Source organism: Kineosporia sp. A_224 (assembly GCF_002198655.1).
Classification (GTDB): Bacteria; Actinomycetota; Actinomycetes; order Actinomycetales; family Kineosporiaceae; genus R-H-3.
In genome coordinates this window covers 33,096-59,868 of sequence record NZ_MWLN01000208.1, presented here as the reverse complement: position 1 = coordinate 59,868, position 26,773 = coordinate 33,096, and the positions used below count along the sequence as shown (strand labels likewise).

Annotated in this window: 27 protein-coding genes; 17 read left to right on the top strand and 10 right to left on the bottom strand. The window is 72.7% G+C overall.

Translation table 11 applies throughout. From position 1 onward, the window contains the following. A partial coding sequence (locus EDJALFJO_RS26210) for a beta-glucosidase (protein ID WP_088289267.1) occupies positions 1-2,482 on the bottom strand: 2,482 nt, incomplete at its 3' end. Between the two features lie 114 nt (positions 2,483-2,596). On the opposite strand from EDJALFJO_RS26210, the gene EDJALFJO_RS26205 reads away from it, so the two are divergent. Next, positions 2,597-3,637: a LacI family DNA-binding transcriptional regulator gene (locus tag EDJALFJO_RS26205; RefSeq protein ID WP_088289266.1), complete on the top strand. Its 1,041-nt coding sequence runs from the start codon at positions 2,597-2,599 to the stop codon at positions 3,635-3,637. A gap of 76 nt (positions 3,638-3,713) precedes the next feature. Here EDJALFJO_RS26205 and EDJALFJO_RS26200 read toward each other — a convergent pair whose 3' ends face one another. Both EDJALFJO_RS26200 and EDJALFJO_RS26195 read right to left on the bottom strand, forming a co-directional pair. Beyond that, positions 3,714-3,917: a cold-shock protein gene (locus tag EDJALFJO_RS26200; RefSeq protein ID WP_088289265.1), complete on the bottom strand. Its 204-nt coding sequence runs from the start codon at positions 3,915-3,917 to the stop codon at positions 3,714-3,716. A gap of 246 nt (positions 3,918-4,163) precedes the next feature. Continuing rightward, positions 4,164-5,078 (bottom strand): LysR family transcriptional regulator, encoded by a 915-nt coding sequence (locus EDJALFJO_RS26195; protein WP_088289264.1) that lies wholly within the window; start codon positions 5,076-5,078, stop codon positions 4,164-4,166. Positions 5,079-5,250: 172 nt separating this feature from the next. Here EDJALFJO_RS26195 and EDJALFJO_RS26190 point away from each other — a divergent pair, with 172 nt between their 5' ends. The 8 genes from EDJALFJO_RS26190 to EDJALFJO_RS26155 all read left to right on the top strand — a co-directional run bounded on the left by EDJALFJO_RS26190 (position 5,251) and on the right by EDJALFJO_RS26155 (position 13,537). Beyond that, positions 5,251-6,237, top strand: a complete 987-nt coding sequence (locus EDJALFJO_RS26190; protein ID WP_088289263.1) for a fumarylacetoacetate hydrolase family protein — start codon at positions 5,251-5,253, stop codon at positions 6,235-6,237. Between the two features lie 38 nt (positions 6,238-6,275). Further along, entirely contained in the window at positions 6,276-7,253 is a 978-nt protein-coding gene (locus tag EDJALFJO_RS26185; RefSeq protein WP_088289277.1) for a cyclase family protein, read from the top strand. Positions 7,254-7,278: 25 nt separating this feature from the next. Next, entirely contained in the window at positions 7,279-8,409 is a 1,131-nt protein-coding gene (locus EDJALFJO_RS26180) for an FAD-dependent monooxygenase (protein ID WP_088289262.1), read from the top strand. After that, positions 8,406-9,476, top strand: coding sequence for an amidohydrolase family protein (locus EDJALFJO_RS26175; RefSeq protein ID WP_088289261.1), 1,071 nt, complete (start codon positions 8,406-8,408; stop codon positions 9,474-9,476). The genes EDJALFJO_RS26180 and EDJALFJO_RS26175 overlap by 4 nt, the downstream gene beginning before the upstream one ends. 24 nt (positions 9,477-9,500) lie before the next feature. Continuing rightward, positions 9,501-10,439, top strand: a complete 939-nt coding sequence (locus tag EDJALFJO_RS26170) for a VOC family protein (protein ID WP_088289260.1) — start codon at positions 9,501-9,503, stop codon at positions 10,437-10,439. A gap of 7 nt (positions 10,440-10,446) precedes the next feature. After that, positions 10,447-11,418 (top strand): fumarylacetoacetate hydrolase family protein, encoded by a 972-nt coding sequence (locus tag EDJALFJO_RS26165; protein WP_088289259.1) that lies wholly within the window; start codon positions 10,447-10,449, stop codon positions 11,416-11,418. After that, a complete protein-coding gene (locus EDJALFJO_RS26160) occupies positions 11,415-12,173 on the top strand; it encodes an SDR family oxidoreductase (RefSeq protein WP_198950655.1) in 759 nt (252 codons plus the stop codon). The genes EDJALFJO_RS26165 and EDJALFJO_RS26160 overlap by 4 nt, the downstream gene beginning before the upstream one ends. Before the next feature lie 131 nt (positions 12,174-12,304). Further along, positions 12,305-13,537, top strand: coding sequence for an MFS transporter (locus EDJALFJO_RS26155; RefSeq protein WP_088289258.1), 1,233 nt, complete (start codon positions 12,305-12,307; stop codon positions 13,535-13,537). A gap of 8 nt (positions 13,538-13,545) precedes the next feature. On the opposite strand, the gene EDJALFJO_RS26150 is transcribed toward EDJALFJO_RS26155, so the two are convergent. Then, positions 13,546-13,974: an OsmC family protein gene (locus EDJALFJO_RS26150; RefSeq protein ID WP_088289257.1), complete on the bottom strand. Its 429-nt coding sequence runs from the start codon at positions 13,972-13,974 to the stop codon at positions 13,546-13,548. A gap of 80 nt (positions 13,975-14,054) precedes the next feature. Here EDJALFJO_RS26150 and EDJALFJO_RS26145 point away from each other — a divergent pair, with 80 nt between their 5' ends. Further along, positions 14,055-14,384: a GNAT family N-acetyltransferase gene (locus EDJALFJO_RS26145; RefSeq protein ID WP_088289256.1), complete on the top strand. Its 330-nt coding sequence runs from the start codon at positions 14,055-14,057 to the stop codon at positions 14,382-14,384. 372 nt (positions 14,385-14,756) lie between these two features. Here the strand turns inward: EDJALFJO_RS26145 and EDJALFJO_RS26140 are convergent, their stop codons facing one another. The 6 genes from EDJALFJO_RS26140 to EDJALFJO_RS26115 are packed head-to-tail and all read right to left on the bottom strand — an operon-like array spanning position 14,757 to position 20,918. Next, a complete protein-coding gene (locus EDJALFJO_RS26140) occupies positions 14,757-16,250 on the bottom strand; it encodes an aldehyde dehydrogenase (RefSeq protein WP_088289255.1) in 1,494 nt (497 codons plus the stop codon). A 1-nt stretch (position 16,251) separates the two neighbouring features. Then, positions 16,252-17,052, bottom strand: coding sequence for a 2-keto-4-pentenoate hydratase (locus EDJALFJO_RS26135; protein WP_088289254.1), 801 nt, complete (start codon positions 17,050-17,052; stop codon positions 16,252-16,254). Further along, positions 17,052-18,188 carry a 4-hydroxy-2-oxovalerate aldolase gene (gene dmpG / locus EDJALFJO_RS26130; RefSeq protein WP_088289253.1) on the bottom strand — a complete coding sequence of 379 codons (1,137 nt, stop codon included), beginning with the start codon at positions 18,186-18,188 and terminating at the stop codon, positions 17,052-17,054. Before dmpG ends, EDJALFJO_RS26135 begins: the two co-directional genes overlap by 1 nt. 6 nt (positions 18,189-18,194) lie before the next feature. Beyond that, positions 18,195-19,202, bottom strand: a complete 1,008-nt coding sequence (locus tag EDJALFJO_RS26125; RefSeq protein ID WP_088289252.1) for an acetaldehyde dehydrogenase (acetylating) — start codon at positions 19,200-19,202, stop codon at positions 18,195-18,197. Next, the gene (locus tag EDJALFJO_RS26120; RefSeq protein WP_088289251.1) at positions 19,199-20,002 is read right to left on the bottom strand and encodes a 2-keto-4-pentenoate hydratase; all 804 of its coding nucleotides are present in this window, start codon (positions 20,000-20,002) and stop codon (positions 19,199-19,201) included. The genes EDJALFJO_RS26125 and EDJALFJO_RS26120 overlap by 4 nt, the downstream gene beginning before the upstream one ends. 40 nt (positions 20,003-20,042) lie before the next feature. Beyond that, positions 20,043-20,918: an IclR family transcriptional regulator gene (locus EDJALFJO_RS26115; RefSeq protein ID WP_088289250.1), complete on the bottom strand. Its 876-nt coding sequence runs from the start codon at positions 20,916-20,918 to the stop codon at positions 20,043-20,045. 189 nt (positions 20,919-21,107) lie between these two features. Between EDJALFJO_RS26115 and EDJALFJO_RS26110 the strand changes: the two genes are divergently transcribed. From EDJALFJO_RS26110 to EDJALFJO_RS26080, 7 genes are all read left to right on the top strand, one after another. Then, positions 21,108-21,887: an IclR family transcriptional regulator gene (locus tag EDJALFJO_RS26110; RefSeq protein WP_088289249.1), complete on the top strand. Its 780-nt coding sequence runs from the start codon at positions 21,108-21,110 to the stop codon at positions 21,885-21,887. Between the two features lie 124 nt (positions 21,888-22,011). After that, a complete protein-coding gene (locus EDJALFJO_RS26105; RefSeq protein WP_143448793.1) occupies positions 22,012-22,446 on the top strand; it encodes a hypothetical protein in 435 nt (144 codons plus the stop codon). 49 nt (positions 22,447-22,495) lie between these two features. After that, a complete protein-coding gene (locus EDJALFJO_RS26100) occupies positions 22,496-23,500 on the top strand; it encodes a phenol 2-monooxygenase (RefSeq protein ID WP_088289247.1) in 1,005 nt (334 codons plus the stop codon). A gap of 1 nt (position 23,501) precedes the next feature. Further along, complete coding sequence (locus EDJALFJO_RS26095) at positions 23,502-23,807, top strand: MmoB/DmpM family protein (RefSeq protein WP_088289246.1); 306 nt, start codon at positions 23,502-23,504, stop codon at positions 23,805-23,807. 13 nt (positions 23,808-23,820) lie between these two features. Continuing rightward, positions 23,821-25,362 carry a YHS domain-containing protein gene (locus tag EDJALFJO_RS26090; protein WP_088289245.1) on the top strand — a complete coding sequence of 514 codons (1,542 nt, stop codon included), beginning with the start codon at positions 23,821-23,823 and terminating at the stop codon, positions 25,360-25,362. A gap of 14 nt (positions 25,363-25,376) precedes the next feature. Then, the gene (locus EDJALFJO_RS26085) at positions 25,377-25,703 is read left to right on the top strand and encodes a phenol hydroxylase subunit P4 (RefSeq protein WP_088289244.1); all 327 of its coding nucleotides are present in this window, start codon (positions 25,377-25,379) and stop codon (positions 25,701-25,703) included. Positions 25,704-25,813: 110 nt separating this feature from the next. Next, a complete protein-coding gene (locus EDJALFJO_RS26080) occupies positions 25,814-26,737 on the top strand; it encodes a catechol 2,3-dioxygenase (protein ID WP_088289243.1) in 924 nt (307 codons plus the stop codon). Positions 26,738-26,773 lie beyond the last annotated feature (36 nt).

The window sequence follows — 26,773 nt, the reverse complement described above, 5'->3', positions numbered from 1 at the left end:
TGTGGGCGGGGGCGGCGGCGGAGGAGCCGACCGTGAGGGTGAACTCGCCGGGCTCGGTGACGAACGCGTGCGCGGCGACGTCCCAGTGCTGGAAGGCGCGCTCGGGCAGCGCGACGACGGCCTCGGCGCTGCCGCCGGCGGGCACCCGCACCTTCGTGAACCCGGCGAGCCAGAGCACCGGACGGCGCACGGCCGAGCCGGGCCGGGACAGGTACGCCTGGATCACGTGGGCGCCGTCGCGGGTGCCGGTGTTCGTCACGCGGACGGCGACCCCGCCGTCGACCTCGCGCGGCGCGCCGAGCTCCCACGTCGTGTACCCGAGGCCGTGGCCGAACGGGACGGCCGGGGTGATGCCGTCGCGGGCGTAGCGCCGGTAGCCGATGTCGAGGCCCTCGGTGTACTCGACAACACCGTCGACGGGGTCGCTCTCCGGGGCCACGACGCCGGAGGGCGCCGGCCACGTCGTCGGCATCCGGCCGCCCGGTTCGACGGCGCCGGAGAGGACGTCGGCCAGTGCGGCCCCCATCTGCTGGCCCGGGAACCACGCCAGGAGAACGGCTCGCGCGTCGTCCAGCCACGGCATGAGCACCGGGGCGCCGGAGTTCACGACGACGACGGTGTTCGGGTTCGCCGCGAGGACGGCGCGGACGAGGTCGTCCTGCCGGCCGGGCAGCGCCAGACTCGTCCGGTCGTAGCCCTCGGACTCGACCTCCTCGGTCGTCCCGACGACGACGACCGCCGCGTCGCTCGAGCGGGCGAGCGCGACCGCGGCGGCGATCTCCTCGTCGTCCGTGCCGCGCGGCGGCGCGACGTTGACCTGGAAGGCGATGAGCGGCTGGTCGAGGCTGCCCGGGGTGAAGCGGATCTCGATGTCCGCCGTCCCGCCCTCGCCGAGCGCGACCTCGGCGATGGCCTGCGGCGGCATCATGAAGGACTCGACGATGTCGGCGCCGGGACGCGGCACGAGGGTGGTCGCGGCCACCTGCTCGCCGTCCACGGTCACCGAGACGCTGCCGATGCCCGAGGCGCCGATCCGGTAGGCGCCGTTGGACGCGGCGGTGAGCGTGCCGCGGGCGACGATGTGCCCGAGCGACGAGATCGGGGTGTCCTCCCCGACGACGCCCATCCACGTGTAGGCCCCGGTGCGGCGGCGCTCGGTCGTGAGCACCTGCCCGTCCTGGCCGACGAAGGTCAGCTCGATGCCGTCGCCGGCGGCGTCGGGCAGGTGCAGCGTGCCGATGTCGGCCGGGGGCACCCGGTCGGTCGAGGAGACGCCCAGCGAGTGCCGGACCTCGACGCCGGCCAGGCCGGCGAGCAGGCCCTCGACCGGGTGGACGACGGAGGCGGGGAAGACGGTGGCCGAGCCGCCGCCGAGGGTGCGCCCGCGCAGGGCGTTCGGGCCGACGACCGCGACGGAGCGGACGGTCTGCGCCAGCGGGAGGACGCCGGAGTTCTTCACGAGGACGAACCCGGCGGCCGCGGCCTCGCGGGTCAGCGACTCGACGCGCGCCTCGTGGGTGCCGGCGTCGAAGACCGGCGCCGAGGGCTGGGTGCCGGCATCGACGCCGTCGACCGCGCCGGTCCGGGCGGCCAGTCGCAGCAGCCGCAGCACCTTCTCGTCGACCTTCGCCTCGGGCACCCGGCCCGCCTCGACGGCCTCGACGAGGGCCGCGCCCCAGGGCCCGACCGGCCCGGGCATCGCGAGGTCGAGCCCCGCGTTGCCGGCGGCCTCGGTCGAGCGGGTCGCGAACCAGTCCGACATGACGAGGGCGTCGGAGCCCCAGTCCCCCTTGAGCACGTCGTCGAGGAGGTCGTTCTCGGTCATCGTCGTGCCGTTGACCTGGTTGTAGGCGGCCATGTACGACCACGGCCGGGCGTACTCCTCGACGTGCTCGAACGGTGCGAGGTACAGCTCGCGCAGCGTCTGCTCGTCGATCCGGTTGTCGGCCGTCATCCGCTCGGCCTCCTGGTCGTTGCCGACGAAGTGCTTGACGCACGCGGCGACCCCGTTGGCCTGCAGGCCGTGCACGTACGCCGCGGCGACGCGGCCGGTGAGCAGCGGGTCCTCGGAGAAGCACTCGAAGTGCCGGCCCCCGACGGGCGTTCGGTGCAGGTTGATCGTCGGGGCGAGCAGGACGTCGACACCCTTGCGGCGTGACTCGGCGGCGAGCAGCGCCCCGAGCCGGGTCACGAGGTCCTCGTCCCAGGACGCCGCGACCGCGGTCGGGGAGGGGATGTTCGCCGAGGGGTCGCGGTCGTCCCAGCGCTCGCCCCGGACGCCGACCGGCCCGTCGGAGACGACGTACCGGCGCAGCCCGGCCTTGGGCTCGGGGTCGATCGACCAGAAGTCGGTGCCCGTGAGCAGTCGGACCTTCTCCGCGAGGGAGAGCGCGGCGACCCGCTCACGGAGCGCGGCGTCGAGCGCCGCGGTGTCGGGGCGGGGGAGCGGGGCGACCCCCGGATCGAGGCTCTCGGCGGTCATGGACGGCTCCTCGGGTCGACAGGTCACACGTGTCAGTGAATCGTGTGACTACGCTAGGCTCACCGAGCCCGGCTGGCAAGGCCTGCCGGCCGGCCCAGCAGTGGAGGAGGCGCCGTGGACCGCCCTCGCCGGCCGACGAGCGCCGACGTCGCCGCGCGTGCGGGCGTCTCCCGCTCGACGGTGAGCTACGTGCTGAGCGGCAGTACCCAGCACTCGTTCCCGCAAGCCACCCGGGACCGCGTCCTCCTGGCCGCCTCGGAGCTCGGCTACACGCCGCACGCTGCCGCCCGGGCCCTGCGCCGCGGCACGTCGGGCGTCGTGCTGCTCGTGCTGGCGGACGTCCCGATCGGGGCGAACCTGGGCAGCATGCTCGCGGAGATGACCACTGCCGTCGCGGCGACCGGACGCTCGCTCGTCACCTGGACCGGCGGGGTCGGCCCGACGCTGCGCGAGACGCTCGCCCACCTCGACCCGCTCGTCGTCCTCACCATGGCACCGCTCGCCCCGGCGGAGGCGGACGCCGTCGGCAACGCGGGGATCCCGCTCGTCGCGATGCCCTACGCCGGCTCCGCGACGCAGACCGTGGGGCCGGCCGCGCCGAGCCGCGGGGAGCTGCAGGTCGGGGCGCTCCAGCTGCAGCACCTCGCCGCGTACGGGCACCGCCGGGTCGCCGTCCTCACCGTGGCCGAGCCCCGGCTGGCGCTCTTCGCGCACGGCCGGGTCGAGGGCGTCCGGCGGGCCGCGCTCGACCTCGGGCTCGACCAGCCGCCCGTCCTGGCCCTCGGCGAGCCGGACGACGCCGCCGTCGCGGCGGTCGCGCAGGCGCTCACCGAGTGGGTCCGCGGGCCCGGGCCGGTCACGGCGCTGTGCTGCTACAACGACCTCTACGCCGCCGTCGCCCTCGCCGCGGCGGCGCGGTGCGGTCTGCGCGTCCCGCGGGACCTGTCCGTGGCCGGGATCGACGACGACCCGATGGGCCGGTTCCTGGACCCGCCGCTGACGACGATCAGCTTCGACTTCCGGGACACGGCGCGGGCCGTCGTCGAGCAGGTCGCCGCCGTCCTCGAGGGCGCCCCGCCCCCGCCGCCCGGCCCGTCGTCCCAGGTGCTCCGGGTCGTCGAGCGCGCCTCGGTGGGGCCGCCCCCCGTCCGGTGACGAGCTCCCGGCGACAAACGCCCGCAGGCGGGCACCCCCGTGAGGGGGCACCCGCTTGCGGAAAGTTCTGGGTGTTTCAGATGGGCCGGACGTTGGACGCCTGGGGGCCCTTCTGACCAGCGGTGATCTCGAACTCAACACGCTGGTTCTCGTCGAGCGAACGGTAGCCGTCCGCCTGGATGGACGAGAAGTGGACGAAGACGTCGGCAGCGCCGCCGTCCGGCGTGATGAAGCCGAAGCCCTTCTCGCCGTTGAACCACTTCACGGTGCCCTGCGTCATGCGATGTTCTCCTCAATGCTGTGCCCACCGGGCACATTCTCCGAAGCCGTTCAGGTGATCGGCCCCGGGCTGCAGTCCGGACGACGTCCGTCCGGGAGGACCGTCTCTGGTCTGAGACGACGAACGCCCGCCGGAGATCTTCTCCGCGGGCGTCCTGGAACGTACGAGAGGGCTGCAGCCGCTAGAACAGTAACACCGCAGGGCCTGCGCGGTCACTACCGGGTGTCCACGATCTTTTCGCCCAGATCAGGCAGGCGGCAGGGTCGAGCAGGCCTCGACGAGCAGGTCGCGCAGCCAGGCGTGGGCCGGGTCGAGCTCGTTCATCGGATGCCACCAGAGGGCCTGGACGAGCGGCACCGCGTCGAACGGGCACGGCAGCACCCGGACGTCGCCCCGGGCGGTGAGCCGCTCGGCCAGCCGGCCCTGGACCAGGGAGATGCGGTCCGTGCCCGCGATGACCTCGGGCAGCGCGTAGAAGCTCTCGATGACGACCTGGACGCGCGGCTCGACACCGAGCATCTGCAGCTGACGGGCGGCGGGCGCGTACGACGTCGGGCCGTGGTAGACGAGCGCCCAGGGCAGCGCCGCGAGGTCGTCCATCGTCACGCTCGCACCGATCCGGGAGTTGCCGGTCGCCGCGATGACCATCCAGCGGTCCTCGTAGAGGTCGGTCGACGGCAGGTCGAGGAGGAACCCGTGCGGCAGGATGATCCCGTCGATCGTCCGCAGCACCTCGGCGGCGTGGTCGACGACCTGCGGCGTGTGCTGCCCGAGCCGAAGCCGCAGCCGCGGGGCCCGCTCGGCGAGCAGCCGGCTCAGCGCCCGGCCGACGATCGAGATGCCGTAGTCGGAGCCCAGGAGCACGAACTCGCGGTGCGCCGTCTCGGGGTCGAAGACGGGCTGCGCGGCGAACACCCGGTCGACGCCGTCGAGCGCCGCCGACGCACGCTGCTTGAGGGTCGTCGCGAGCGGGGTCAGCTCGTAGGAGTTGCCGACCCGGCGCAGCAGCTCGTCGCCGTAGTAGCGACGCAGCCGCGCGAGCGAGGCGGACAGCGCCGGCTGACTCAGCCCGAGCCGTTGCGCTGCACGCGTGACGCTGGCCTCCTCGAGGAGCGCCTCGAGCGCCGTGAGGAGGTTGAGGTCGACGGTGACCCGGCCCATGCCGTGAGAGTGCCACACCGGCCCCGGCCCGGACATAGACCGCACTGATGATCCGCATCAGGCATCTCGTCTTCCCTGATGTCGGGGGCGCGCGCCACAGTGAGCGGGACCACACGGCGTCGTGACGGCCCGGGTGGTGCCGACCTCGTCCACGACCCGGAGGACGCCCGCCGTGGCCTACTCGAACGCTCCTGCCGACGACCTCCCGCGCCTCGCGCTCGGCACCTTCCGCGCCCCGGGCGGGGCGACCTTCCCCGGCCTGCTCGCCGACGGCGTCGTCCTCGACGTGAGCGCGCTGGGGGCGACGACACGGGACCTGCTCGCGCGGTGGGACGACGTCCGGCCGCGGCTCGACGCCCTCGCGGCGACCGCTGCGGAGGACGAGAGCCGGCACGCGCTCGACGGCCTCGAGGTGCTCGCACCCGTCGAGCCGCGCCAGGTGGTCCAGGCCGGGGCGAACTACCGCACGCACGTCATCGACCTCGCGGTGAAGCACGCCGAGATCCGTGCGGGGCAGACCGTCGAGGAGGTCCGCGCCGAGGTCGCCGCGATGATGGACCGGCGCGCGACCCACGGGCGGCCCTACATCTTCACCGGGCTGCCGTCCGCCGTGACCGGCCCGTACGACGACGTGGTCCTGCCGGGCTACAGCGACCAGCACGACTGGGAGCTCGAGCTCGCCGCGGTCATCGGCGCGCCGGCGTACCGGGTGTCCCGCGGGGACGCCCTCGCCCACGTGGCCGCCTACACGATCGTCAACGACCTCACGACCCGTGACCGGGTCTTCGTGCCGGAGATGAAGGAGATCGGCACGGACTGGTTCCGTGCGAAGAACGCCCCGGGCTTCCTGCCGACCGGCCCCTTCCTCGTGCCCGCCGACCTCGTCGGCGACCCGCAGGACCTGCGGATCCTGCTGTCCCTCAACGGCGACGTCATGCAGGACGAGTCGACGAAGGACATGCTCTTCGGAGTCGCGGCGGTCGTCAGCGAGGCCTCGCAGACGGCGCGGCTGCTCCCCGGCGACCTCGTGCTCACGGGGAGCCCGGCCGGCAACGGTCTGCACCACGGCCGGCTCCTGCGCGACGGCGACGTCATGGTCGGCACGGTGACCGGGCTCGGCGTCCAGCGGACCCGCACGGTCGCGGAGGCACAGGCGTGACCGCGGGCCTCGGCGCACCGCCGCGCGACCCTGCGCTGCTGGACCGCACCGACCCCGAGACGGAGATCGCCCGGGCCGCCGCCGCGTACTCCAACGCCGGCCGTTGGGGGGCGGACGACGTCATCGGCACGCTCAACCTGCTCGACGCCGCCAAGCGGGTCGAGGGCGCCCGGCTCGTCCGGCGCGGGGTCGCGTTCTCGCTGTCGCAGCGGTTCGACATGGACGGCCCGCAGAAGGGCTGGCGGCGCCGGACGAACCCGGTGCACACGATGCTCGACACCGGGTTGGACGCCGAGCGCGACTACCAGGGTTTCCCGCACGGGATCGGCGGCGCGGACGACGTCGTCGCGATGCCGCTGCAGTGCTCCACGCAGTGGGACGGCCTCGGGCACATCTTCGACCACGGCAGGGCGTACAACGGGCGCCGGGCCGGGGACGTCGTGACGAGCCAGGGCGACCGCGTCACCGGGATCGAGACCGTCGCCGGGCTCATCGCCGGCCGCGGCGTCCTCCTCGACGTCGGCCGCGCGCTCGGCGAGGACCGCCACGGCACCGGCGGGGAGCTCCCGGACGGGTTCGCGATCACGCCCGAGCACCTCGACGCGACGATCGCCGCCCAGGGCCCGACGTCCGCAGTCGGCCCCGGCGACCTCCTCGTCGTCCGGACCGGGCAGTACAGCCGCACCCGGCGCGAGGGCTGGGGTGACTACGCCGGCGGGCCCGCGCCCGGGCTGTCCTTCACCACCGCGGGCTGGCTGCGCGAGCGCGACATCGCCGCGATCGCCACCGACACCTGGGGTTTCGAGGTGCGGCCCAACGAGTTCGACGTCGCCTTCCAGCCGTTGCACCAGGTCGTCATCCCGCACCTCGGCCTGTTCGTCGGCGAGATGTGGGCGCCGGACGCCCTCGCGGCGGACTGCGCCGCGGACGGCGTCCACGAGTTCTGGCTCACCGCCGCCCCGATTCCCGTGACCGGCGCCGTCGGTGCCCCGGTCAACCCGATCGCCGTCAAGTGACGGCCCCTTCCTCCAGGAGGCAACGATGCCTGCAGTGAACAGCGTCCTCGTCGTCGGCGCGGGCGCCGCCGGGGCGGCCGCCGCGATCGTCCTGGCCGAGGCCGGCGTCGCCGTCGAGATCGCGGAGATCAAGCCCGACGTGACCGCGCTCGGCAGCGGGATCACCCTGCAGGGCAACGCGTTGCGGGTCATGCAGCGGCTCGGCGTCTGGGACGCGGCGCTGGGGCAGGGCTACTGCTTCGACACGCTCGGCATCCGGGCGCCCGACCCGGCGGGGACGCTCGTCATGGAGTTCCCGGACGCCCGGCTCGGCGGCCCGGACCTGCCCGCGACGATGGGCATGTACCGGCCCGACCTCGCCCGGCTCCTCCTCGACCGCGCCGTCGCCGTCGGGGTCACCGTGCGGTACTCGACGTCGGTCGACAAGCTCGCCTCCGACGACACCGGCGTCGACGTCGCGTTCACCGACGGGACGTCCGGCCGGTACGACCTCGTCGTCGGCGCCGACGGCATCCGGTCCCACGTGCGCGACCTGCTCGGCATCGACCCGGGCACCCGGGCGCTCGGCATGGGCATCTTCCGCGCGTTCACCCCGCGCCCGGCGAGCGTCACGCGGACCGACCTCTACTACGGCGGGCCGTCGTACATCGCGGGCTACTGCCCCACCGGGGAGGACTCGCTCTACTGCTACATCGTCGAGGCGGCGCAGGACCGCAGCGGGCAGAGCCCGGAGGAGATGCTCGCCGACTTCCGCGCGCTGTCGCAGGCCTACCACGGCCCGTGGGACGAGATCCGCGAGGTGCTCACCGACCCGGCGACGGTCTTCTACACGAAGTTCGAGACGCACGTCCTGCCCGCGCCGTGGAACCGGGGCCGCGTCGTCCTCGTCGGCGACGCCGCGCACACCTGCCCGCCCACGCTCGCCCAGGGCGCGGCGATGGCCTTCGAGGACGGCGTCGTCCTGGCCGACATGCTCGTGGCCGCCGACGTCGTGGACGACGCCTTCTGGCAGGCGTTCACCGACCGCCGCATGCCGCGGGCCGCCACCGTCGTCGAGCTGTCGAACACCCTGGCGCAGTGGCAGCTCGACCACGTGCAGGGCGACATGGGCGCGATCATCGGCCGGCTGGCCGCGACCGTCATCCCGCCCGCATGAGCGGCACGACCAGCGGCACGACCGGCGGCACGACCGGCGGCACCGTCGTCGTCGACGTCCACGCGCACGCGATCGTGCCCGAGGTCGAGATGGTCGTCGCGGGCGCGGCCGGCCTCGAGGCGCAGCGCGCGCTCGACCTGCGTCGCTACGGCCGGGAGTCGGCCGCCGTCAACGGGCCGATGATCGCCGCCCGGATGCGGCGGCTCACCGACCTCGGCGTCCGGCTCGAGGACATGGCCGCCGCGGGCGTGGACGTGCAGGTCGTCTCGCCGTCCCCGTCCCAGTACCACTACTGGGCGGACGCCGACCTGGCCCGGCACGTCTGGCGCGCGGCGAACCGCGGCATCGCGGCGATCGTCGATGCCGAGCCGCTGCGGTTCAACGGTTTCGGTCTCGTGCCGCTGCAGCACCCGGACCTGCTCGTCGAGGCGCTCGACGACGCGGTCGAGCTGTGCGGGCTCGCGGGCGTCGAGATCTCGTCGTACGCGCCGGGGCCGGACGGCGGGCGCACGGTCGAGCTGTCCGACCCGCGCCTCGAGCCGTTCTGGGCGCGGGCGGCCGAGCTCGGTGCGGTCGTCCTCCTCCACCCGTTCGGGTGCAGCCTCGACGAGCGGCTCGACCGGTTCTACCTGTCGAACACCGTCGCCCAGCCGGCCGAGAACGCCGTCGCGCTGTCGCACCTCATCTTTTCCGGCGTCCTCGACCGGCACCCGCGGCTGAGGCTCGTCGCGGCGCACGGCGGCGGCTACCTGCCGACGTACATCGGCCGCTCCGACCACGCGTGGGAGGTCCGGCCCGACGCGCACACGTGCGCCGAGCTGCCGAGCAGCTACCTGCGCCGGCTGTGGTTCGACTCCCTCGTCCACACCCCCGCCGCACTCCGTGCGCTCGTGGCCGCCGTCGGCGCCGACCGGGTCGTCCTCGGTTCGGACGCCCCGTTCGACATGGGCGTCGACGACCCCGTCGCCCGCCTCGACGCCGCCGGGCTCGACCCGGCCGACCGGGACCGGATCGCCGGCGGCACCGCCGCCGGCCTCGGTCTCCTGCCCCGCAAGCTCCAGTCCTGACCCCGCTGCGACGAAAGGCCCGCCATGACCGACCGGCCCATCACCCATCTGCGGCACGTCGACCTCGCCGTGCCGGACCTCGAGACCGAGCACGCGTTCTACACCGGCCTGTGGGGGCTCACCGAGACCGCCTCGGACAGCGGGGTGTCGTTCCTCGCCGCCGAGGGCTCCCCGGAGCAGTACGTGGTCCGGCTGCGCAAGGCCGCCGACAAGCGGATCGACCTCATCGCGTTCGGCGCGGCGTCCCGGGCGGACGTCGACGCGCTCGCGGGCCGGCTCGTGGCGGACGGCGTCCGGCTCGTCCACGAGCCGAAGGACCTCGACACCCCCGGCGGCGGCTACGGCGTGCGGTTCTTCGACGCCGAGGGCCGCACCGTCGAGGTGTCGGCGGACGTCGCGACCCGCACGCACCGCCGGATCGAGGAGCGCGAGTCGATCCCCGTGCGGCTCTCGCACGTCGTCGTCAACAGCGCCGACCCGCTGGCGACCGTGGCCTTCTACGAGAAGCACCTCGGGTTCCGGGTCTCGGACATGCTCATGCACCCGCACATGGGCACGATGATGTGGTTCCTGCGCTGCAACGACTGGCACCACAGCTTCGCCGTCGCCCGCGGCCCGCACGCCGCGTTGCACCACGCGTCCTTCGAGCTGCGCGGCCTCGACGAGTACATGCGCGGGTCCGGCCGGCTCATGCGAGCGGGCATCGAGAAGATCTGGGGCCCGGGCCGGCATCTCGCCGGCAACAACACGTTCTCGTACTTCCTCGACCCGCAGGGCAACACCGTCGAGTACACGACCGAGCTCGAGACGGTCGACGAGGACACCTGGCACCCGAGCACGTACGACTTCACCCAGCCCGAGGTCAGCGACCAGTGGGGCACGGCGAACCGGATGGACGAGTTCGTCGCGAAGAAGTCGTTCAACGACCCCGACAAGGGGCTGTTCGTCGCCCCGCCGCTGTGAGCCCGCGGTGAGGATGGCCACGTGGGAGCACGCGGGCTCCGTCGCCTCGGGCGTCGTCCTCGGCGAGGGCGCGGACGCCGTCGTGCACCCGTTCCCCGGCGGCGAGAGCGGGCTGGACGCCGTCCGGCTCGGCCTCGAAGGCCTGCTCGCCCTCGGGGCCGCCGCGGCGGCGTCGGCCGGGACGCCGCTTGGCGACGTCCGGCTGCTGCCTCCGCTGCAGCCGCCGACGGTGCGGGACTTCGTCGCCTTCGAGGAGCACGTCGAGGGGGTCGTCAAGAGCGTCAACGGCTCGGCGGGCGTCGTCCCCGAGTGGTACGAGGCGCCGACGTTCTACTTCACGAACCCGCACTGCGTCATCGGGTCCGGCGCCGACGTCGCGGTACCGCCGGGCTGCGTCGACCTCGACTTCGAGCTCGAGGTCGCCGCGGTGATCGGTGCCGAGGGGACGAACCTCGACCCGGCGACGGCGGCCGGCCACGTCGTCGGGTACACGGTCCTCAACGACTGGTCCGCCCGCGACCTCCAGCGTCGCGAGATGCGCGTGAGCCTGGGCCCCGCCAAGGGCAAGGACTTCGCGACGACGCTCGGGCCCTGGCTCGTCACCGCCGACGAGCTCGCCGGCGCGGTCGACGCCGAGGGGTTCCTGCGCCTGCTCATGACCGTCGAGGTCAACGGTGTCGAGATCGGCCGCGACCTGCTGTCGAACATGGGCTGGCCTTTCGGTGACCTCGTCGCCTACGCCTCCCGCGGCACGTGGGTGCGGCCCGGTGACGTGCTGGGCTCCGGCACGTGCGGCAACGGCGGCTGCCTCGGCGAGCTCTGGGGCCGCAACGGTCGGCAGGACCCGCCGCCGCTGCGTCCCGGCGACGTCGTGACGATGAGCGTCGAGGGCATCGGCAGCATCAGCAACCGGGTCGTCGAGGGCGTGCCGGCGCCGGCCGTCCCGCCGGCCCGCCCCCGGCCGCGGGACCGGGCGTGAGCGTCGACCGGTGCCTGGACGGCAAGGTCGTCGTCGTCACCGGCGGCGGCCGCGGCCAGGGCGCCGCGCAGGCCCGGCTGCTCGCCGCGCGCGGCGCCGAGGTCGTCGCCGTCGACGTCACCGACGAGCCCGAGGAACCGTTGCCGGGGTGCGGGTTCCGCCGCCTCGACGTCACGGACGCCGACGGCTGGCAGCTTCTCGCCGACGACCTGCGGACGGCGCACGGCCGGGTCGACGGGCTCGTCGCCAACGCGGGCATCACACGGCGGGCCCGGCTGCTCGAGGTGTCCCGGGCGGACGTGGACGACGTGCACGCGGTCAACGTCACCGGAACCCTGCTCGGCGTCCAGGTGATCGCGCCGCTCATGCCGGCCGGCGGCTCGATCGTCGTCGTCGGCTCGGTCGCGGCGCTCACGGGACACTTCCCGGTCGCCTACACCGCGAGCAAGTGGGCGCTGCGCGGCCTGGCGAAGGCCGCGTGCCTCGAGCTCGGGCCGCGGGGCGTCCGGGTCAACACCGTGCACCCGGGGTTCATCGAGACATCGATGACGGCATCCGCGGCGCCGGCCTTCCGGGCCGCGAACATCGCCGAGACCCCCCTCGGCAGAACAGGTTCCGCCGACGAGGTCGCCCGCGTCGTGGCGTTCCTGCTGTCCGACGAGGCGTCGTACGTCACCGGTGCCGAGATCCCGGTCGACGGCGGCCTCACCGCGCACGGCGGGGTGAAGTCCATCAGCGACGCGTTGTCGCGGTGAGCCCGGACTGCGGTATCGACGGCGCTGATGAGGGCCGTCAGAAGAAGTGATTTCTCAAGTGCACCAGGGACTGCCGAGACTTCTCGACGACACCCCGGTCGACGACGACCGGCCCGAGGCGGGAGAACCCCATGTCTGACAACGTGTCCGTCGTCACGCGCGACGACTCCGGAGCCACCGTCATCGGTGACGCGACCGTCAACCCGGCCACCGGCCGGACGGCCGGCCGCCTGGAGGCGGGCATCCTCCTGCTCGCGAGCTGCCTGTCGGTGCTCGGAGCGGTCCTCCTGGCGCCGGTGCTGCCGAGCATCGAGAAGGCGTTCGCCGGGACGGCCGGCGTCGACGTGCTCACCCCGCTCGTCCTCACCGCGCCCGCCCTCTTCATCGGTCTCACGGCGTCGTTCGCGGGCCGGGTCGTCGACCGGGTCGGCCGCAAGGGCCTGCTCGTCGGTGCCCTCGTCGTCTACGCCGTGGTCGGCACCGCACCCCTCTACCTCCCGTCGCTGCAGCTCGTGGTGGCCAGCCGTGTGCTCGTCGGTCTCACCGAGGCCGCGATCATGACGTGCTGCACGACCCTGCTCGCCGACTACTTCCACGGCCGCCGCCGGGAGCGGATGTTCGGGCTCCAGGTCGTGTACACGACCGTCGCCGCGACGGTCTTCTTCGGCCTCGGCGGCGCGCTCGGGGCGTCCGGCTGGCGCACGCCGTTCTGGCTCTACGCCGTCAGCCTGCCGCTCGCCGCGCTGGCGGCGCGCTACCTCTGGCAGCCGCAGCAGCAGCCCCGCGGCGCTCTGCCGAGCCTGCCGTGGAAGGCCTTCCTGCCCCCGGTGCTCGTCACGCTCGTCGGTGGCGTCGTGTTCTACGTGCTCATCGTCGAGCTGTCGTTCCGGCTCGACGACATCGGTGTGACGTCCGCCGCGACGATCGGTGCGGTGAGCGCACTGAGCTCGCTCGCGACCGCGGTCACCGCCTTCGTCTTCGGCCGGCTCGCGCGGTTCGGGCCCGCCGTCCTCGTCCCGGCCGCGTTCGTCCTCTGCGGCGCCGGGCACATCGGGATGGGCGTGGCCGGGTCGCTGCCGCTCGTCGCGGGGGCCGCCGTCGTCGCGGGTCTCGGCAACGGGCTCCTCCTGCCGTCGCTCCTCACGTGGGCGCTGAGCCGGCTGACGTTCGCGCAGCGAGGCCGCGGCACCGGCGTCTGGACGTCGGCGCTGTTCATCGGCCAGTTCGTCTGCCCGATCGTCGTCCTGGGCGTCACGGCGACGACCGGTGGGCTCGGCGGGGCGCTCGTCGTCCTCGGTGTCGTGGCCCTGGCCGCCGGCGCGGGCGTGCGGGTCATGCGTCCGGGCGCGCCCAACCCCTCCTGACCGGGTGGCTAGTCGACGCCGTCGATGCGCACGGTGACCGGTGTCCCGGACTCGAGGGTCCGGGACACCGTGCACGTGCGGTCGTGCGAGGTCCGGGCGGCGCGGGGCAGGACCTCGCGGGCAGCGTCTCCGTCGGGCCCGTCGGGGAAGGTCACCGAGAACGTCAGCGTGACGTCGGTGAGCCGGTTGCCCTGGTCGTCGCGGACGACCTCGGCGTCGACCCGGGCGCCGAACGTCTCGGCCGCGCTGCGCCGTCCGGTGACGACGTCGACGTCGACGGCCGAGCAGCCGGCGATGGCGGCGAGCAGCAGCTCGACCGGGGTGAAGCCGTCGGGGTCCTTGCTGCCGAACCGCAGCGTGTGACCGCGGGCGTTCCGCGCGAGGTAGACGCCCTCGTCGAGGCGCTCGAGGGAGACGGACCGGTGGGTGTCGCTCATGGCCAGATCGTCCCAGACCCGTCCAGCGGTCGTGCGAACGCCCGGTCGCGGGTCGCCCGTCCGGGTCGGACACTCTGTGCATGACGACGACGAAGGACGGCCGCCCGGTCGAGCTGGCCCGTGACGAAGAACGCCGCCGCTTCACCGCGACGGTCGAGGGCACGGTCGCGGCGCTCGCGGAGTACATGCAGACCCCCGAGCTCGTGGTCTTCACGCACACCGAGACCGACCCGGCGTTCGAGGGACAGGGCGTCGCCTCGGCCCTCGTGCGCTGGGCGCTGGACGACGTCCGGTCCCGCGGGTACGCCGTCCTGCCGGTGTGCCCGTTCGTCTCCGGGTGGATCAGCCGTCACATGGAGGAGTACGGGGACCTGCTGTACACGTCGAGGACGGAGACCATCCACGACTGAGGAGCCCGCGACGGGACGGGGCGGCGGAGCAGCGCCGTCCTGTGGTGGGTTCCTGGACGTTTCTGGGCTGGTGCTGGCGCGTCCTCTGGCGGGTCGCGCACCCAAGACGTTGGCGCTCTCGACCTCTGGAGCGTCTACTCCCTCAAACGCGCGTTGGGAGGTGCATCGCCCGCCTGAGGATGGGGCCTTGCGTGCGGAACCAGCCAGAGGACGCCGCCCGCTCTGCGGCGGACTGCCCGGGGTGCCACCGCTGTCGCTGGGCGCCCGACGATGCGAGGTCGGGTCGATGGTCGGGGCCTGTCGGTCGTGATCACGACGCGGAGGACCCGAGCACAGACCCGACCTCGATCTCGCTCTCCGTCGACCGAAGGGTCAGCGGGTGATCTGCATGACGACGGCCTTGGGCTCGGTGAAGAACTCGCGGCTGAAGGTGCCGCCCTCGCGGCCGACGCCGGAGTCGCCGACGCCGCCGAACGGCGCGCGCAGGTCGCGGATGAAGAAGCAGTTCACCCAGACCGTTCCGGCCTTCAGCCGCCCGGAGACCCGGTGCGCGCGCGAGAGGTTCTCGGTGAACACCATCGCGTTGAGCCCGTAGGGGGTGTCGTTGGCCAGGCCGACGACCTCGTCCTCGGTGTCGAAGACGGTGGCGACGACGACCGGGCCGAAGATCTCCTCCTTGACGACGCGGGCGTCCGGGGCGGTGTCGGCGATGATCGTCGGGCTCACGCCCCAGCCCTCGCCGTCCTCGCCGCCGAGCAGCCCGCCGGTGACGACCGTGCCGCCGCCGAGGGACTCGGGGCTGAAGAAGCTCTTCACCTTGGTGAAGTGCTCCTGGCTGGCGAGCGCGGCGGAGAACTGTGTCGCCGGGTCCTTGGGGTCGCCGACGACGAGCGCCTCGGCGGCAGCCTTGTACCGGGTCATGAACTCGTCGTAGATGCCGCGCTGCACGTAGAGGCGCGAGCCCGCCAGGCAGACCTGGCCGGCGTTGCGGAAGATCGCCTCGACGGCCCAGTGGACGGCGTTGTCGACGTCCGCGTCGTCGAAGACGATGTTCGCGCCCTTGCCGCCGAGCTCGAGGCTCACCGGGACGAGGTTGCGTGCGGCGGCGGCGCTGATGACCCGCCCCGTGCCGGACTCGCCGGTGAAGGTGATCCGGTCGACGTCGGGGTGGCTCGTGAGCGCCGACCCCACCGAGTCGGGGCCGTACCCGTGGACGACGTTGAGCACTCCGGGCGGCAGGCCCGCCTCGACGGCCAGCCGGGCGAGGACGGTGGCCGACACCGGGGTGTCCTCGGCCGGCTTGAGGACGACGGTGTTCCCCCACGCGAGCGCCGGCGCGACCTTCCAGGTGCTCATCATGAGCGGGAAGTTCCACGGCGAGATCGCCACGACGACACCCGCTGCGTCGTACCGGGTGTAGGCGTGGTGGCCGGAGTCCATCGGGTAGACGTCCCCGGTCGCGAGGCGCGCGTGGTCGGCGAAGAACCGGAAGTTCCACACGCTGCGCGCGACGTCGTGGTGGGCCTGCGTGACCGGCTTGCCCATGTCGTGGGTGTCGGCGAGGGCGAGCTCGTCGGCGTGCTCCTCCATGAGGTCCGCGAGCCGGTGCAGGACCGCCTGCCGTTTCTCGAACCCCATCCGCGGCCACGGCCCGGAGTCGAACGCCTCACGGGCCGCCGCCACGGCGAGGTCGGCCTCCTTCTGCCCGCCGAGGGCCACGGTCGCCCACGGCCGCCGGGTGAAGGGGTCGACGGACGCCATCGTGGCGCCGTCGATGGACGGCACCTCCTGCCCGGCGATGACGTGGCCGTAGAACGGCAGGCCGTCGGTGGTGCCGCTGCCGGTCGTGCTGCTGGACGTGCTCATCTCAGCTGTCCTCCCGCGGCCCACCGCTGATGTGGACCGAACCCAGACTCGTGAAGTGGCAGGCGATCGAGGCGCCCGGGGGCGCGAAGACGGCGTCCGTCATGCCGCCGGTGAGGACGACCCAGCCCGCCTCGAGCGCGTGCCCGCGGCGGCCGAGGTCGTTCACCGCCAGGGCGAGCGCCTCGGCGGGGTTGCCCTGGACGGCGGCACCCGTCGCGGAGTCGACGACCGCGCCGTCGACCTCGACGAGGACGGCCTCGGTCGTGAGATCCAGGGCCGACGGTTCGACACCGACCGGGCCGGTCACGTAGGCGCCGCTGGAGGCGTTGTCCGCCACGACGTCCGGCAGCCGGAAGCGGAAGTCCCGGTACCGCGAGTCGATGACCTCTGCGCCGCCGTGGACGCGGTCGACGGCGGCGAGCGCCTGCACCGCGGTGACGCCGGGGCCCTGGAGCCGGTCCCGCATGACGAAGACGATCTCCGGCTCGACCCGCGGGTGGATGAGGGTGCCCTGGGGCACCGGCTCCCCCGCGGGCAGCACCATCGCGTCGGTGAGCCAGGCGACGAGCGGGACGTCGATGCCCATCCGCTTCTGCTTGGCCCGGCTCGTCAGGCCGAGCTTGACCCCGACGACCCGCTCGCCGCGGGCCAGCCGGCGCCTCAGGGTCTCGTCCTGGATCGCGTAGGCGGTGTCCAGGTCGAGGTCCGTCCAGTCGTCGGTGAACGGCTCACGGTCGCGGCGCTCGTCCTCGCAGGCGAGCAGCTCCGTGGCCACCGAGTCCAGGTCCCAGTCCCGCGTCATCAGCGCACCCCGACCGCGGCGAGGTCGCCCATCGACAGCTCGGACTGCAGCTGCAGGGCGATGTCGATGATCATGTCCTCCTGGCCGCCGACGTAGCCGTACTCCCCGACCCGTTGCAGGATCGCGTGCGCCGGGACGCCGTAGCGGTCGGCAGCGCGCTCGGCGTGCAGCAGGAAGGACGAGTAGACACCCGCGTAGCCCTGCGTGATCGAGGCCCGGTCCATCCACGGCAGCCGCGGGATGAACGGCCGGACGACGTCCTCGGCCGCCGAGAGCACCTCGCCGAGGTCGATCCCGGTCCGGATGCCCATCCGCTCGAAGGTCGCGGCGAGCACCTCGGTCGGGGAGTTGCCGGCGCCGGCGCCGAGCGCGCACAGCGCACCGTCGATCTGCCGGGCGCCGGCCTGGAAGGCGAGCACCGAGTTGGCCACCCCCATCGAGAGGTTCTGGTGGCCGTGGAAGCCGACCTGCGCCTCGTGGCCGATCTCGGCGATGACCGCTCTGATCCGCTCCTGGGCCGTCTCCAGCACCAGGGCGCCGGCGGAGTCGACGACGTAGACGCACTGGGCGCCGGCGTCCACCATGATCCGGGCCTGCTCGGCCAGCGTCTGCGGGCTCGCCCGGTGCGACAGCATGAGGAACCCGACGGTCTCCATGCCGAGCGCGCGGGCCGCGCCGAAGTGCTGGATCGAGGTGTCGGCCTCGGTGCAATGAGTGGCGATCCGGGCCACGGAGGCACCGGCCGCGTGGGCCTGCCTCAGGTGGTGCACGGTGCCGAGCCCGGGCAGCATGAGGACCGCGATCCTCGCCTGCGTGGTCTCCTCGACCGCGGCCCGGATGAGCTGCATCTCGTCGACCCGGCTGAAGCCGTAGTTGAAGCTGGACCCGCCCAGCCCGTCGCCGTGGCTGACCTCGATGACCTGGACCCCGGCCGCGTCGAGGGCGTGCACGACGCCACGGACCTGGGCCTCGGTGAACTGGTGGGACATCGCGTGCGAGCCGTCGCGCAGGGTCGAGTCGGTGATCCGCAGATCGCGCTCGTCGCCGGCGGCAGGGGTGTTCGCGAGGACGTCGGACTCGGTGACCGGTTCGGTGACGACCGGGACGTCCTCGGGACGCATGCTCAGATCGGCCATGGCGGGTCAGACTCCTGCGGTCTCGTCGACGGGGGCGGACGCCGGGGCGGGCGCACCGGTCAGCTCGCCCAGGTCGGACGAGGACTTCCAGCTGGACCGGATCCCCAGGCGGTGGGCGGCCATGATGTCGCCGACCCGGGCCGCGGCGGCGGTGATGATGTCGAGGTTGCCCGCGTAGTCCGGCAGGTAGTCGCCGCGGCCCTTGACCTCGATCGGGACGAAGACCCGGGCCATCCCCTGCCAGAGGTCGCGCGCGTGGTCGAACTGGACCTCGGCGCGCAGGTGGTAGCCGGGGACGTACTCGCGGACCCGCTCGACCATGGCGTGGACGGACTCCAGGATCTTGTCCTGGAGGTCGCCCGGCTCGCCGGCCTCCGGCGGGATCGCGCAGAACACCGAGTTCCGCATCATCAACGGCGGCTCGACCGGGTTGAGGATGATGATCGCCTTGCCCCGGTCGGCCCCGCCGACGACCTCGAGCGCCTGCGAGGTGGTCTCGGTGAACTCGTCGATGTTCGCGCGGGTGCCCGGGCCGGCCGACTTCGAGGAGATCGAGGCGACGATCTCGGCGTAGGGCACGGGGACGACGTCCGCGACCGCGCGCACCATCGGCGTGGTGGCCTGGCCGCCGCAGGTGATCATGTTGACGTTCACGGCGTCCAGGTTGAAGTCGAGGTTCACCGGCGGGCAGACGTACGGGCCGACCGCGGCCGGGGTGAGGTCGACGGCGAGGATGCCCGCCTCGGCGTAGCGCGGCGCGTTGGCGGCGTGCGCCTTGGCCGAGGTGCACTCGAACACGATGTCCGGCCGCTCGTCCTGCGCCAGCAGCCAGTCGACGCCCTCGTGGCTCGCCTCGAGACCGACGCTGCGCGCCCGCCGCAGGCCGTCCGACGCCGGGTCGACGCCGATCATGTACCGGGGCTGGAGGATCTCGCTGCGGCGCAGCAGCTTGAACATGAGGTCGGTGCCGATGTTGCCGGGGCCGACGATGGCGGCGGTGAGGCGCTCCGTCATCGGGTCTCCTCCTTCGCGAAGCGGGCGGTGACGCTGCCGATGCCGGCGAACGCCGCGGTGAACGTGTCCCCGGGAGCGACGGCGACCGACGCCGTGATCGACCCGGGCAGGATGACGTGGCCGGCCTCGAGGACGACGCCGCGGGCGCCGACAGTGTTGGCGAGCCAGACGAGGGAGCTCAGCGGCGAGCCGAGGACGGCGCCGCCGGCGCCGGTGCCGACGATCTCGGCGTTGCGGTGCAGGACGCACCCGGACAGCCGCAGGTCGACGTCCCCGACGCCGACCGGGGTGCTGCCGAGCACGACCCCGCCGGACGACGCGTTGTCGGCGATCGTGTCGAGCAGCCCGATCTTCCAGTCCCGGATCCGGCTGTCGATGATCTCCAGCGCGGGCAGCACGAAGTCGACCGCGGCGACCGCCTCGGCGACCGTGACTCCGGGGCCGGCGAGCGGTCTCTTGAGCACGAACGCGACCTCGGGCTCGATCCGCGGCTGCAGGTACGTCCCGGCCGGGACGGGCAGGTGCTCGAGGAAGAACATGTCGTCGAGGAGCTGGCCGTAGTCGGGCTGGTCGACCCCGAGCTGGCGCTGCATGGCCGCCGAGGTCAGGCCGACCTTGTGCCCCTTGAGCGTGCGCCCGGCGGCGAGCCGGCGCTCGATCTGCAGCTGCTGGATCGCGTAGCTGTCGTCGAGGGTGAGGCCGGGGTAGAGACCGACGAGCGGGTCGACGGGCTTCTTCGTCTCGTAGGCGGTGAGCAGCAGCTCGGCCGCCTCGACGCGCAGGCGCGCTGCGTCGTCCATGGGGTCTCCTTCGTCGGTGCGCCGGTCGGTGCGTGCGGGGTCAGATCGCGAGCGTGCGTGCGAGGCGGCGGGCCGCGATGCTCACGAGCTGCGCGTGCCGCCCGAGGTCCGCCGCGAGCTCGGCCGTCGGGCGCAGCAGCGAGACGGCCGCGACCGCACGGCCGGTGGAGTCGAGCACGGGCGCGGCGACCGAGCCGACGCCCTGCATGGCGTCGTCGAAGCTCGTCGCGACACCGCGGCGGCGCACCTCGTCGAGAGTGCGGTCGAACTCGCTGGGAGAGACGACCGCCGCGTTCCCGGCCGGGTTGAGGCCCGCCGTCCGGCAGGCCCGGGCGACGGCCGGGTCGAAGGCGGCGATGGCCTTGCCGGTCGCGGTGCGATGGGCGGGGAACCGGCGCGGCGCCGCCGCGAGCATCTTCATCCCGCTGAGCGTCTCGAGCCGGCCGACGAAGAAGACGTCCTCGCCCCGGGCGATGCCGAGCTGGGTCGAGCAGCCGCTCGCCTGGCGCAGCTCCTCGAGCAGCGGCATCGCCGCGCGGCGCAGCCGCATCCGGTCCGCGGTGAGCTGGCCGAGCTCGAACAGGTGGAGCCCGAGCCGGTACTGGCCGGACTCCGGGTTGCGCTCGGCGAGGCCGCGGGCGCACAGCGAGGTGAGGAGCCGGTGCGCGGTGCTCTTCGCGACGCCGAGGCGGCGCGCGATGTCGCTGACGCCCAGCTCGTCGGTCTCGGCGAAGCAGTCGAGGACGTCGAGCGCCGCGACGACCGACTTCACGCCGCCGCTGAGGTCCTCGTCGGCGGAGCGCCGGGACGACGGCTTCGGCCGCGCGGCGCGGGGGGAGCCGGGCTCGACGAGCCGCAGCGGCGGGCGCCCGTGGGGCGCCGCCGGACCAGATGTGAGGGCCTGCACCGTCGTCATTGCCTCGCTCCTTCTCGCCGCCCCGACCCCGGGACGTTGGTCCCCGGGTCTTTTGGTCCCTGGTGCGCCCGGTGCGACAGGGTGCGGTGGACCTCTTGCGTGACAACGGGTTTGCCGCGGCCCTCACCTGCCCGGTCCCGTACGTCGTGCCAGTAGACAGTCGCCCGCAGACCCAAGAGGATGCAAACCATGCGTACCGCTGAGTGGGACGGTGGCCCGTCTGTCCTCGCGAGGGCCGCCGCCGTCCTCGATGCCTTCGGGGCCGACACGACCGAGCTGGGCATCTCCGAGCTGGCCCGCCGGACGGGTCTGGCGAAGTCCACGGCGCACCGGCTGGCCGGTGAGCTCGTCCGGATCGGCTGGCTCGAGCAGGCGGGCACGAAGGTCCGGCTCGGCATGCACCTGTTCGAGCTCGGGCAGCTCGTCCCGCGCCAGCGCGCGCTGCGCGAGGCCGCCCTGCCCTTCATGGAGGACCTGCGGGAGGCGACGAACAGCAACGTGCACCTCGCCGTCCTCGAGGGCATCGAGGTCGTCTACGTCGAGATCCTGCGGGTTCGCGACTCCCAGCCGCTGCCGTCCCGGGTCGGTGGCCGGCTGCCCGCGCACGCGACCGGCGTGGGGAAGGCGATCCTCGCGTTCAGCCCGGCCGACGTCGTCAAGGCCCGGATCGACGCCGGGCTGACCCGTCGCACGGCCTACACGGTGATCATGCCCGGCCCGCTCATGCGCGAGCTCGCGACGATCCGCGAGTCCGGCATCTCGTACGACCGGCAGGAGTCGGCCATGGGCGTCGTGTGCGCGGCGGCGCCCGTCTTCGGCGCCGACGGCCGGGTGCTCGGCGGGTTGTCCGTGACCGGGCGCGCGGAGCGGCTCGACACCGAGCGGATGGCGCCGGCCGTGCGCACGGCGGCGCTCACCCTGTCCCGCCAGCTCGGGGCGCCGCTGCGCCGGGCTTCCACGCGGTCCTGACGCCCCGCCGGGCAACCGTCAAGAAATCACCGTTCCGGGCCGCGGAACGGCCCCGCTCCCGGCCACGTGTCCTGGCTCACCGTGGCGACGCCGCACCGAAGCGGTCGCACGGAGGGAGCGCACGATGACGCCGTTCATGGTCCGGGTCGCCGAGCTCGTAGGAGCCGACGTGGACGACGAGCCCTCCGAGCCGCTGCGGTACAGGACGCGCCCGTCCACCGGGATGCCGGTCAACGTCGGTGCCGACCGTCACGTCGCCGTCCGGTCGCTGTGCGAGCAGCTGCTGTGCGAGGCGAACGCGGTGCTGAACGACAGCGACGACCACATGGGCCTCTTCGACGAGGTCGCCGACGGCGAGCTCGCCTTCAGCGTCACGTACCGCAACCGCGCCGTCCGGGTCTCGACCCGCTTCGAGGACGGCGTGGCCCACGGCCGGCTCGTCGGGGACGGCGTCGAGCCGGGTCCCGCGCGCGAGCTGGCCGGTCCCGAGGAGGTCGCCGACCTTCTTCTCCTGCTCCTCACCCGGGCGGGGCTCCCGCACCACCCCGTCTCGCTCTGAGCAGCACGCACCAGTCCGGCCGCCCTGCCCCACGAACCGAGGAGGCTTCGTGCAGTACGAGCTGCGCACCCAGGTCATCGAACCCCGGCGCAAGACCTTCACCAACCTGACCGAGCGCTACGGCGACCGGCCCGCGACCCGCTACGAGGAGGGGTCGGTCGACATCCAGGCGACGGCGAACTTCCACTACAGGCCGCTCTGGGACCCCTCCCACGAGATCTACGACCCGGAGTACTCGGCGCTGCGGCTGACCGACCCGTACTCCTTCGTCGACCCCCGCCAGTTCTACTACGCGCCGTACGTCACGGCCCGGGCGCACCTGCACGAGGCGTTCGCCCAGACGCTGGCCTACCTGGAGAACCGCGACCTCGTGGAGCGGCTGCCGCAGGGCTGGAAGGACCTCGTCGCGCAGGCCGTGATCCCGTTGCGGCACTACGAGTCCGGCGGCCAGCTCATCGGTGCCTACGGCTGCCGGTTCGGCTACGGGACGACGATCACGCAGTGCCTGTCGTACGCGTCCTTCGACCGCGTCGGCAACGCCCAGCTCCTGAGCCGGCTCGGCATCTCGCTCGACGGTGGCTCGGACGGCGTCCTCGTGAGCGCCAAGCAGGCCTGGATGGAGGACGCCGACCTGCAGCCGCTGCGCAAGTTCGTCGAGCTGCTCCTCGTCGAGGACGACTGGGCCGCGCAGCACGTCGGCCTCGACCTCGCCGACCAGCTCCTCTACGGGCTGCTCTACACCCACCTCGACGAGACCGCGCTCCTCGGCGGTGCCGGGGCGTACTCGCTCGTCGCGCAGCACCTGTCCGGCTGGTTCACGGACAACCGCCGCTGGGTGGACGCGCTCTACGCGGCCTGGGGCCGTGACCCCGAGCACGGGGCGGCGAACAAGGCCGAGCTGTCCGCGCTCGTCGCCCGGCTGCTGCCGGGGGCGCTCGAGGGTGCGCTGGGTGTCGCCCGGATCGCCGACCGCTGCCTCGACGCCGGCGCCGTCGCCTTCGTCGAGACCCGAGCCAGGGCGCTCGCCGCGGCGTTCGCCCCCGAGGAGAGCTGAGATGACGCAGAGCACCGGCCCGACCCCCACCCGCGTGCGTCAGGTGGGTGTCGACATCCAGGAGACCGAGGAGAACCGCGCCGTCGTCGAGGCCGTCGAGGCCGACAACGAGGACTGCACGGTCCGGCACATGCCGGGCCTCGTCCGCATCACGTCGCCGACGCGCATCGTCGTCAACCGCGAGAGCGTCGAGCAGCGGCTGGGCCGGGAGTGGGAGACCCACGAGTTCCAGCTCGCGATCGTGTCGTACTTCGGCCACATCGCCGAGTGGGACGACGACCAGATCCTCATCCAGTGGGACCACTGAAGGAGACCCGGACATGGCCGCACCCCGCAAGCTCTCGATGAAGCAGCGCTACGCAGCGCTGACCCGCGACCTCGACTGGGACCTGTCCTACGTGGACGAGGACAAGGCGTACCCGTACACGTCCTTCGAGGGGATCAAGATCCACGACTGGTCGAAGTGGGAGGACCCCTTCCGCCTGACCATCGACGCGTACATGAAGTACCAGGCGGAGAAGGACAAGCGGCTGTACGCCGTCCTCGACTCCTTCGCCCAGGGCCAGGGCCACCTGCAGCTCACGGACCCCAGCTACCTCAACGCGATGAAGCTGTTCCTCCAGGGCGTCACGCCGCTGGAGTACCAGGCGCACCGCAACTTCGCCTACCTCGCGCGGTTCCTCAACGGGCCCGGGCCGCGGTTCGCGGCGCTGTGCCAGAGCCAGGACGAGCTGCGGCACGCGCAGACCGAGATCCACACGCTGTCGAACTACAACAAGTACTACCAGGGCATGCACTCCTGGCAGCACCAGCACGACCGCGTCTGGTACCTGTCCGTGCCGAAGTCGTACTTCGACGACGCCGTCACCGCCGGGCCGTTCGAGTTCCTCATCGCCATCGGGTTCTCCTTCGAGTACCTGCTGACGAACCTGCTCTTCGTGCCGTTCATGTCGGGCGCCAGCTTCAACGGCGACCTGCCGACGATGACGTTCGGCTTCTCCGCGCAGAGCGACGAGAGCCGGCACATGACGCTGGGGCTCGAGGCCATCAAGTTCATGCTCGAGCAGGACCCGGACAACGTGCCGATCGTCCAGGCCTGGATCGACAAGTGGTTCTGGCGGGGCTACCGGCTCCTCGCGCTCGTGAGCCAGATGCTCGACTACATGCTGCCGCGCAAGGTCATGAGCTGGAAGGAGGCGTTCGAGCTCTACTTCGAGGAGCAGATGCTGGGCGGTCTCTTCCCGGACCTGGCCTACTACGGCATCAAGCCCCCGCGGCACGTCGAGCACGCGATCGCGGAGAAGGAGATCCTCTCCCACCAGGTCTACTGGACCCTCTACCAGTTCTCGTTCGCCGCCGGCTTCACGACGACGGTTCCGAGCGAGGACGCCCAGAAGTGGCTCGCGGAGCAGTACCCGCAGACCTTCGAGAGGCTCTACAAGCCGCTGTGGGACAAGGCCTCCGCGGTCGTCGACGACGGCGGCCGGTACTTCTACCAGGGCCTGCCGCAGCTGTGCCAGGTGTGCCAGGTGCCGATGCTCTTCACCGAGCCCGGGGACCCGACGACGATCTGCCAGCGGCACACCGAGTTCGAGGGCGAGCGGTACGACTTCTGCTCCGACGGCTGCCAGTGGATCTTCGAGCGGGAGCCGGAGAAGTACGTGCAGGCCTGGTTGCCCGTGCACCAGATCTACCAGGGCAACTGCGGCGGCCCGACGGTCCCGGACGTCCTGGCCTGGTACAAGCTCCAGCCCGGTGACAACGGCGAGATCGCCGGGAACGTCGAGCAGACCGCCTGGGAGGCATGGCACGCCACGTCGAGCGCCGAGGAGCAGGCCCCTGCTCCGGTGGCCGGGAACTGAGAGGAGAGCAGACGATGGCCGTCCGTTCGATCGGCGAGTACAAGTTCCCGTCCCGGTCCCGCCAGGAGCTCTACGGCGATGACCAGCTCGTCCACCTGTGGTGGAAGGGCAACCTCTGGTTCTGCGCGGCGGCGTGCTTCCGGGCGCCGAAGGCGATGTCGTGGAACGACTTCGTGGCCGGCATGGTGAACCCGCTGTTCTCCTGCGACCCCGACTTCGACGCTGCGACGACGACCTTCACCTGGACCGTCGACGACAAGCCCGTCAGCCCCGCCGGCGACGAGAGCCTCGAGGCCCTCGGCGTCGGGCACAAGAGCCTCATCACGTGCGTCGCAGCGTGACCTGCGCACCGTGAACCGGTCCGCCGGGTGCCTCCCGCGGCGCCCGGCGGACCGCCGTCCCACCCCTGCGCGGCACCAGCCGTGACACCCTGACGAAAGGTCCGTCCGCCATGCCCCTGCACGGAGTCACCCGCCTCGGATACGTCCATGCCCGCGTCACCGACCTGTCGGCGGCGAAGGGCCACTACGGCAGCACGATGGGCCTGTACCCGGTCCACGAGACCCCGACCTCGGTCTACTACAAGGGCTGGGACGAGTGGGACCACCACTCGGTCGTCCTCGAGGAGGGCGGCGTCGGCGTCGTCAAGCTCGGCTTCAAGGTCAACGACCCGGGCGACCTCGACGGCATCGAGGCGGCGGCGCGCACATTCGGGGTCAGCGTCGAGCGGATGAGCGCCGGCGAGAACCTCGAGGTGAGCGACGGCCTGCGGATGGTCACGCCGTCCGAGCACGTCGTCGAGGTCTACCACTCGATGACCGCCTACGGCACCGAGGTCGGCACCCACAACCCGGAGGTGTTCCCGCGGCACCTCGTCGGCGTCGGCGCGCCACGGATCGACCACGCCCTCATCACCGCCGAGGACGTCAAGGGGATGGACCGCTTCTTCCACGACGTCCTCGGGTTGTACGCCAGCGAACGGGTCGTCACCTCGCTCGACGACGACGCCGACTACATCGGCACCTGGATGACGGCGGGCAACACGGTCCACGACATCGCGATCATCGGCGGGCCCAACGGCAAGCTCCACCACTTCGCGTTCGAGCTCGCCGACTGGGCGGCGATCAAGCACGCCGGCCAGCTGTTCGCGATGGACGACGTCCCGGTGGACGTCGGCCCGACGCAGCACGGCATCACCCGCGGCGAGACGATCTACTTCTTCGACCCGTCGGGCAACCGCAACGAGGTCTTCTCCGGCGGGTACGTCGCCTACCCCGACCGCCCGACCGTCAACTGGACGCCGGAGCAGCTCGGCAAGGGCATCTTCTACATCCAGCGCGAGCTCAACGAGCGGTTCACGAGCGTCCTCACCTGAGCCGTCGCGCGTCGTCAGCAGCACGCCGTCCGCCCG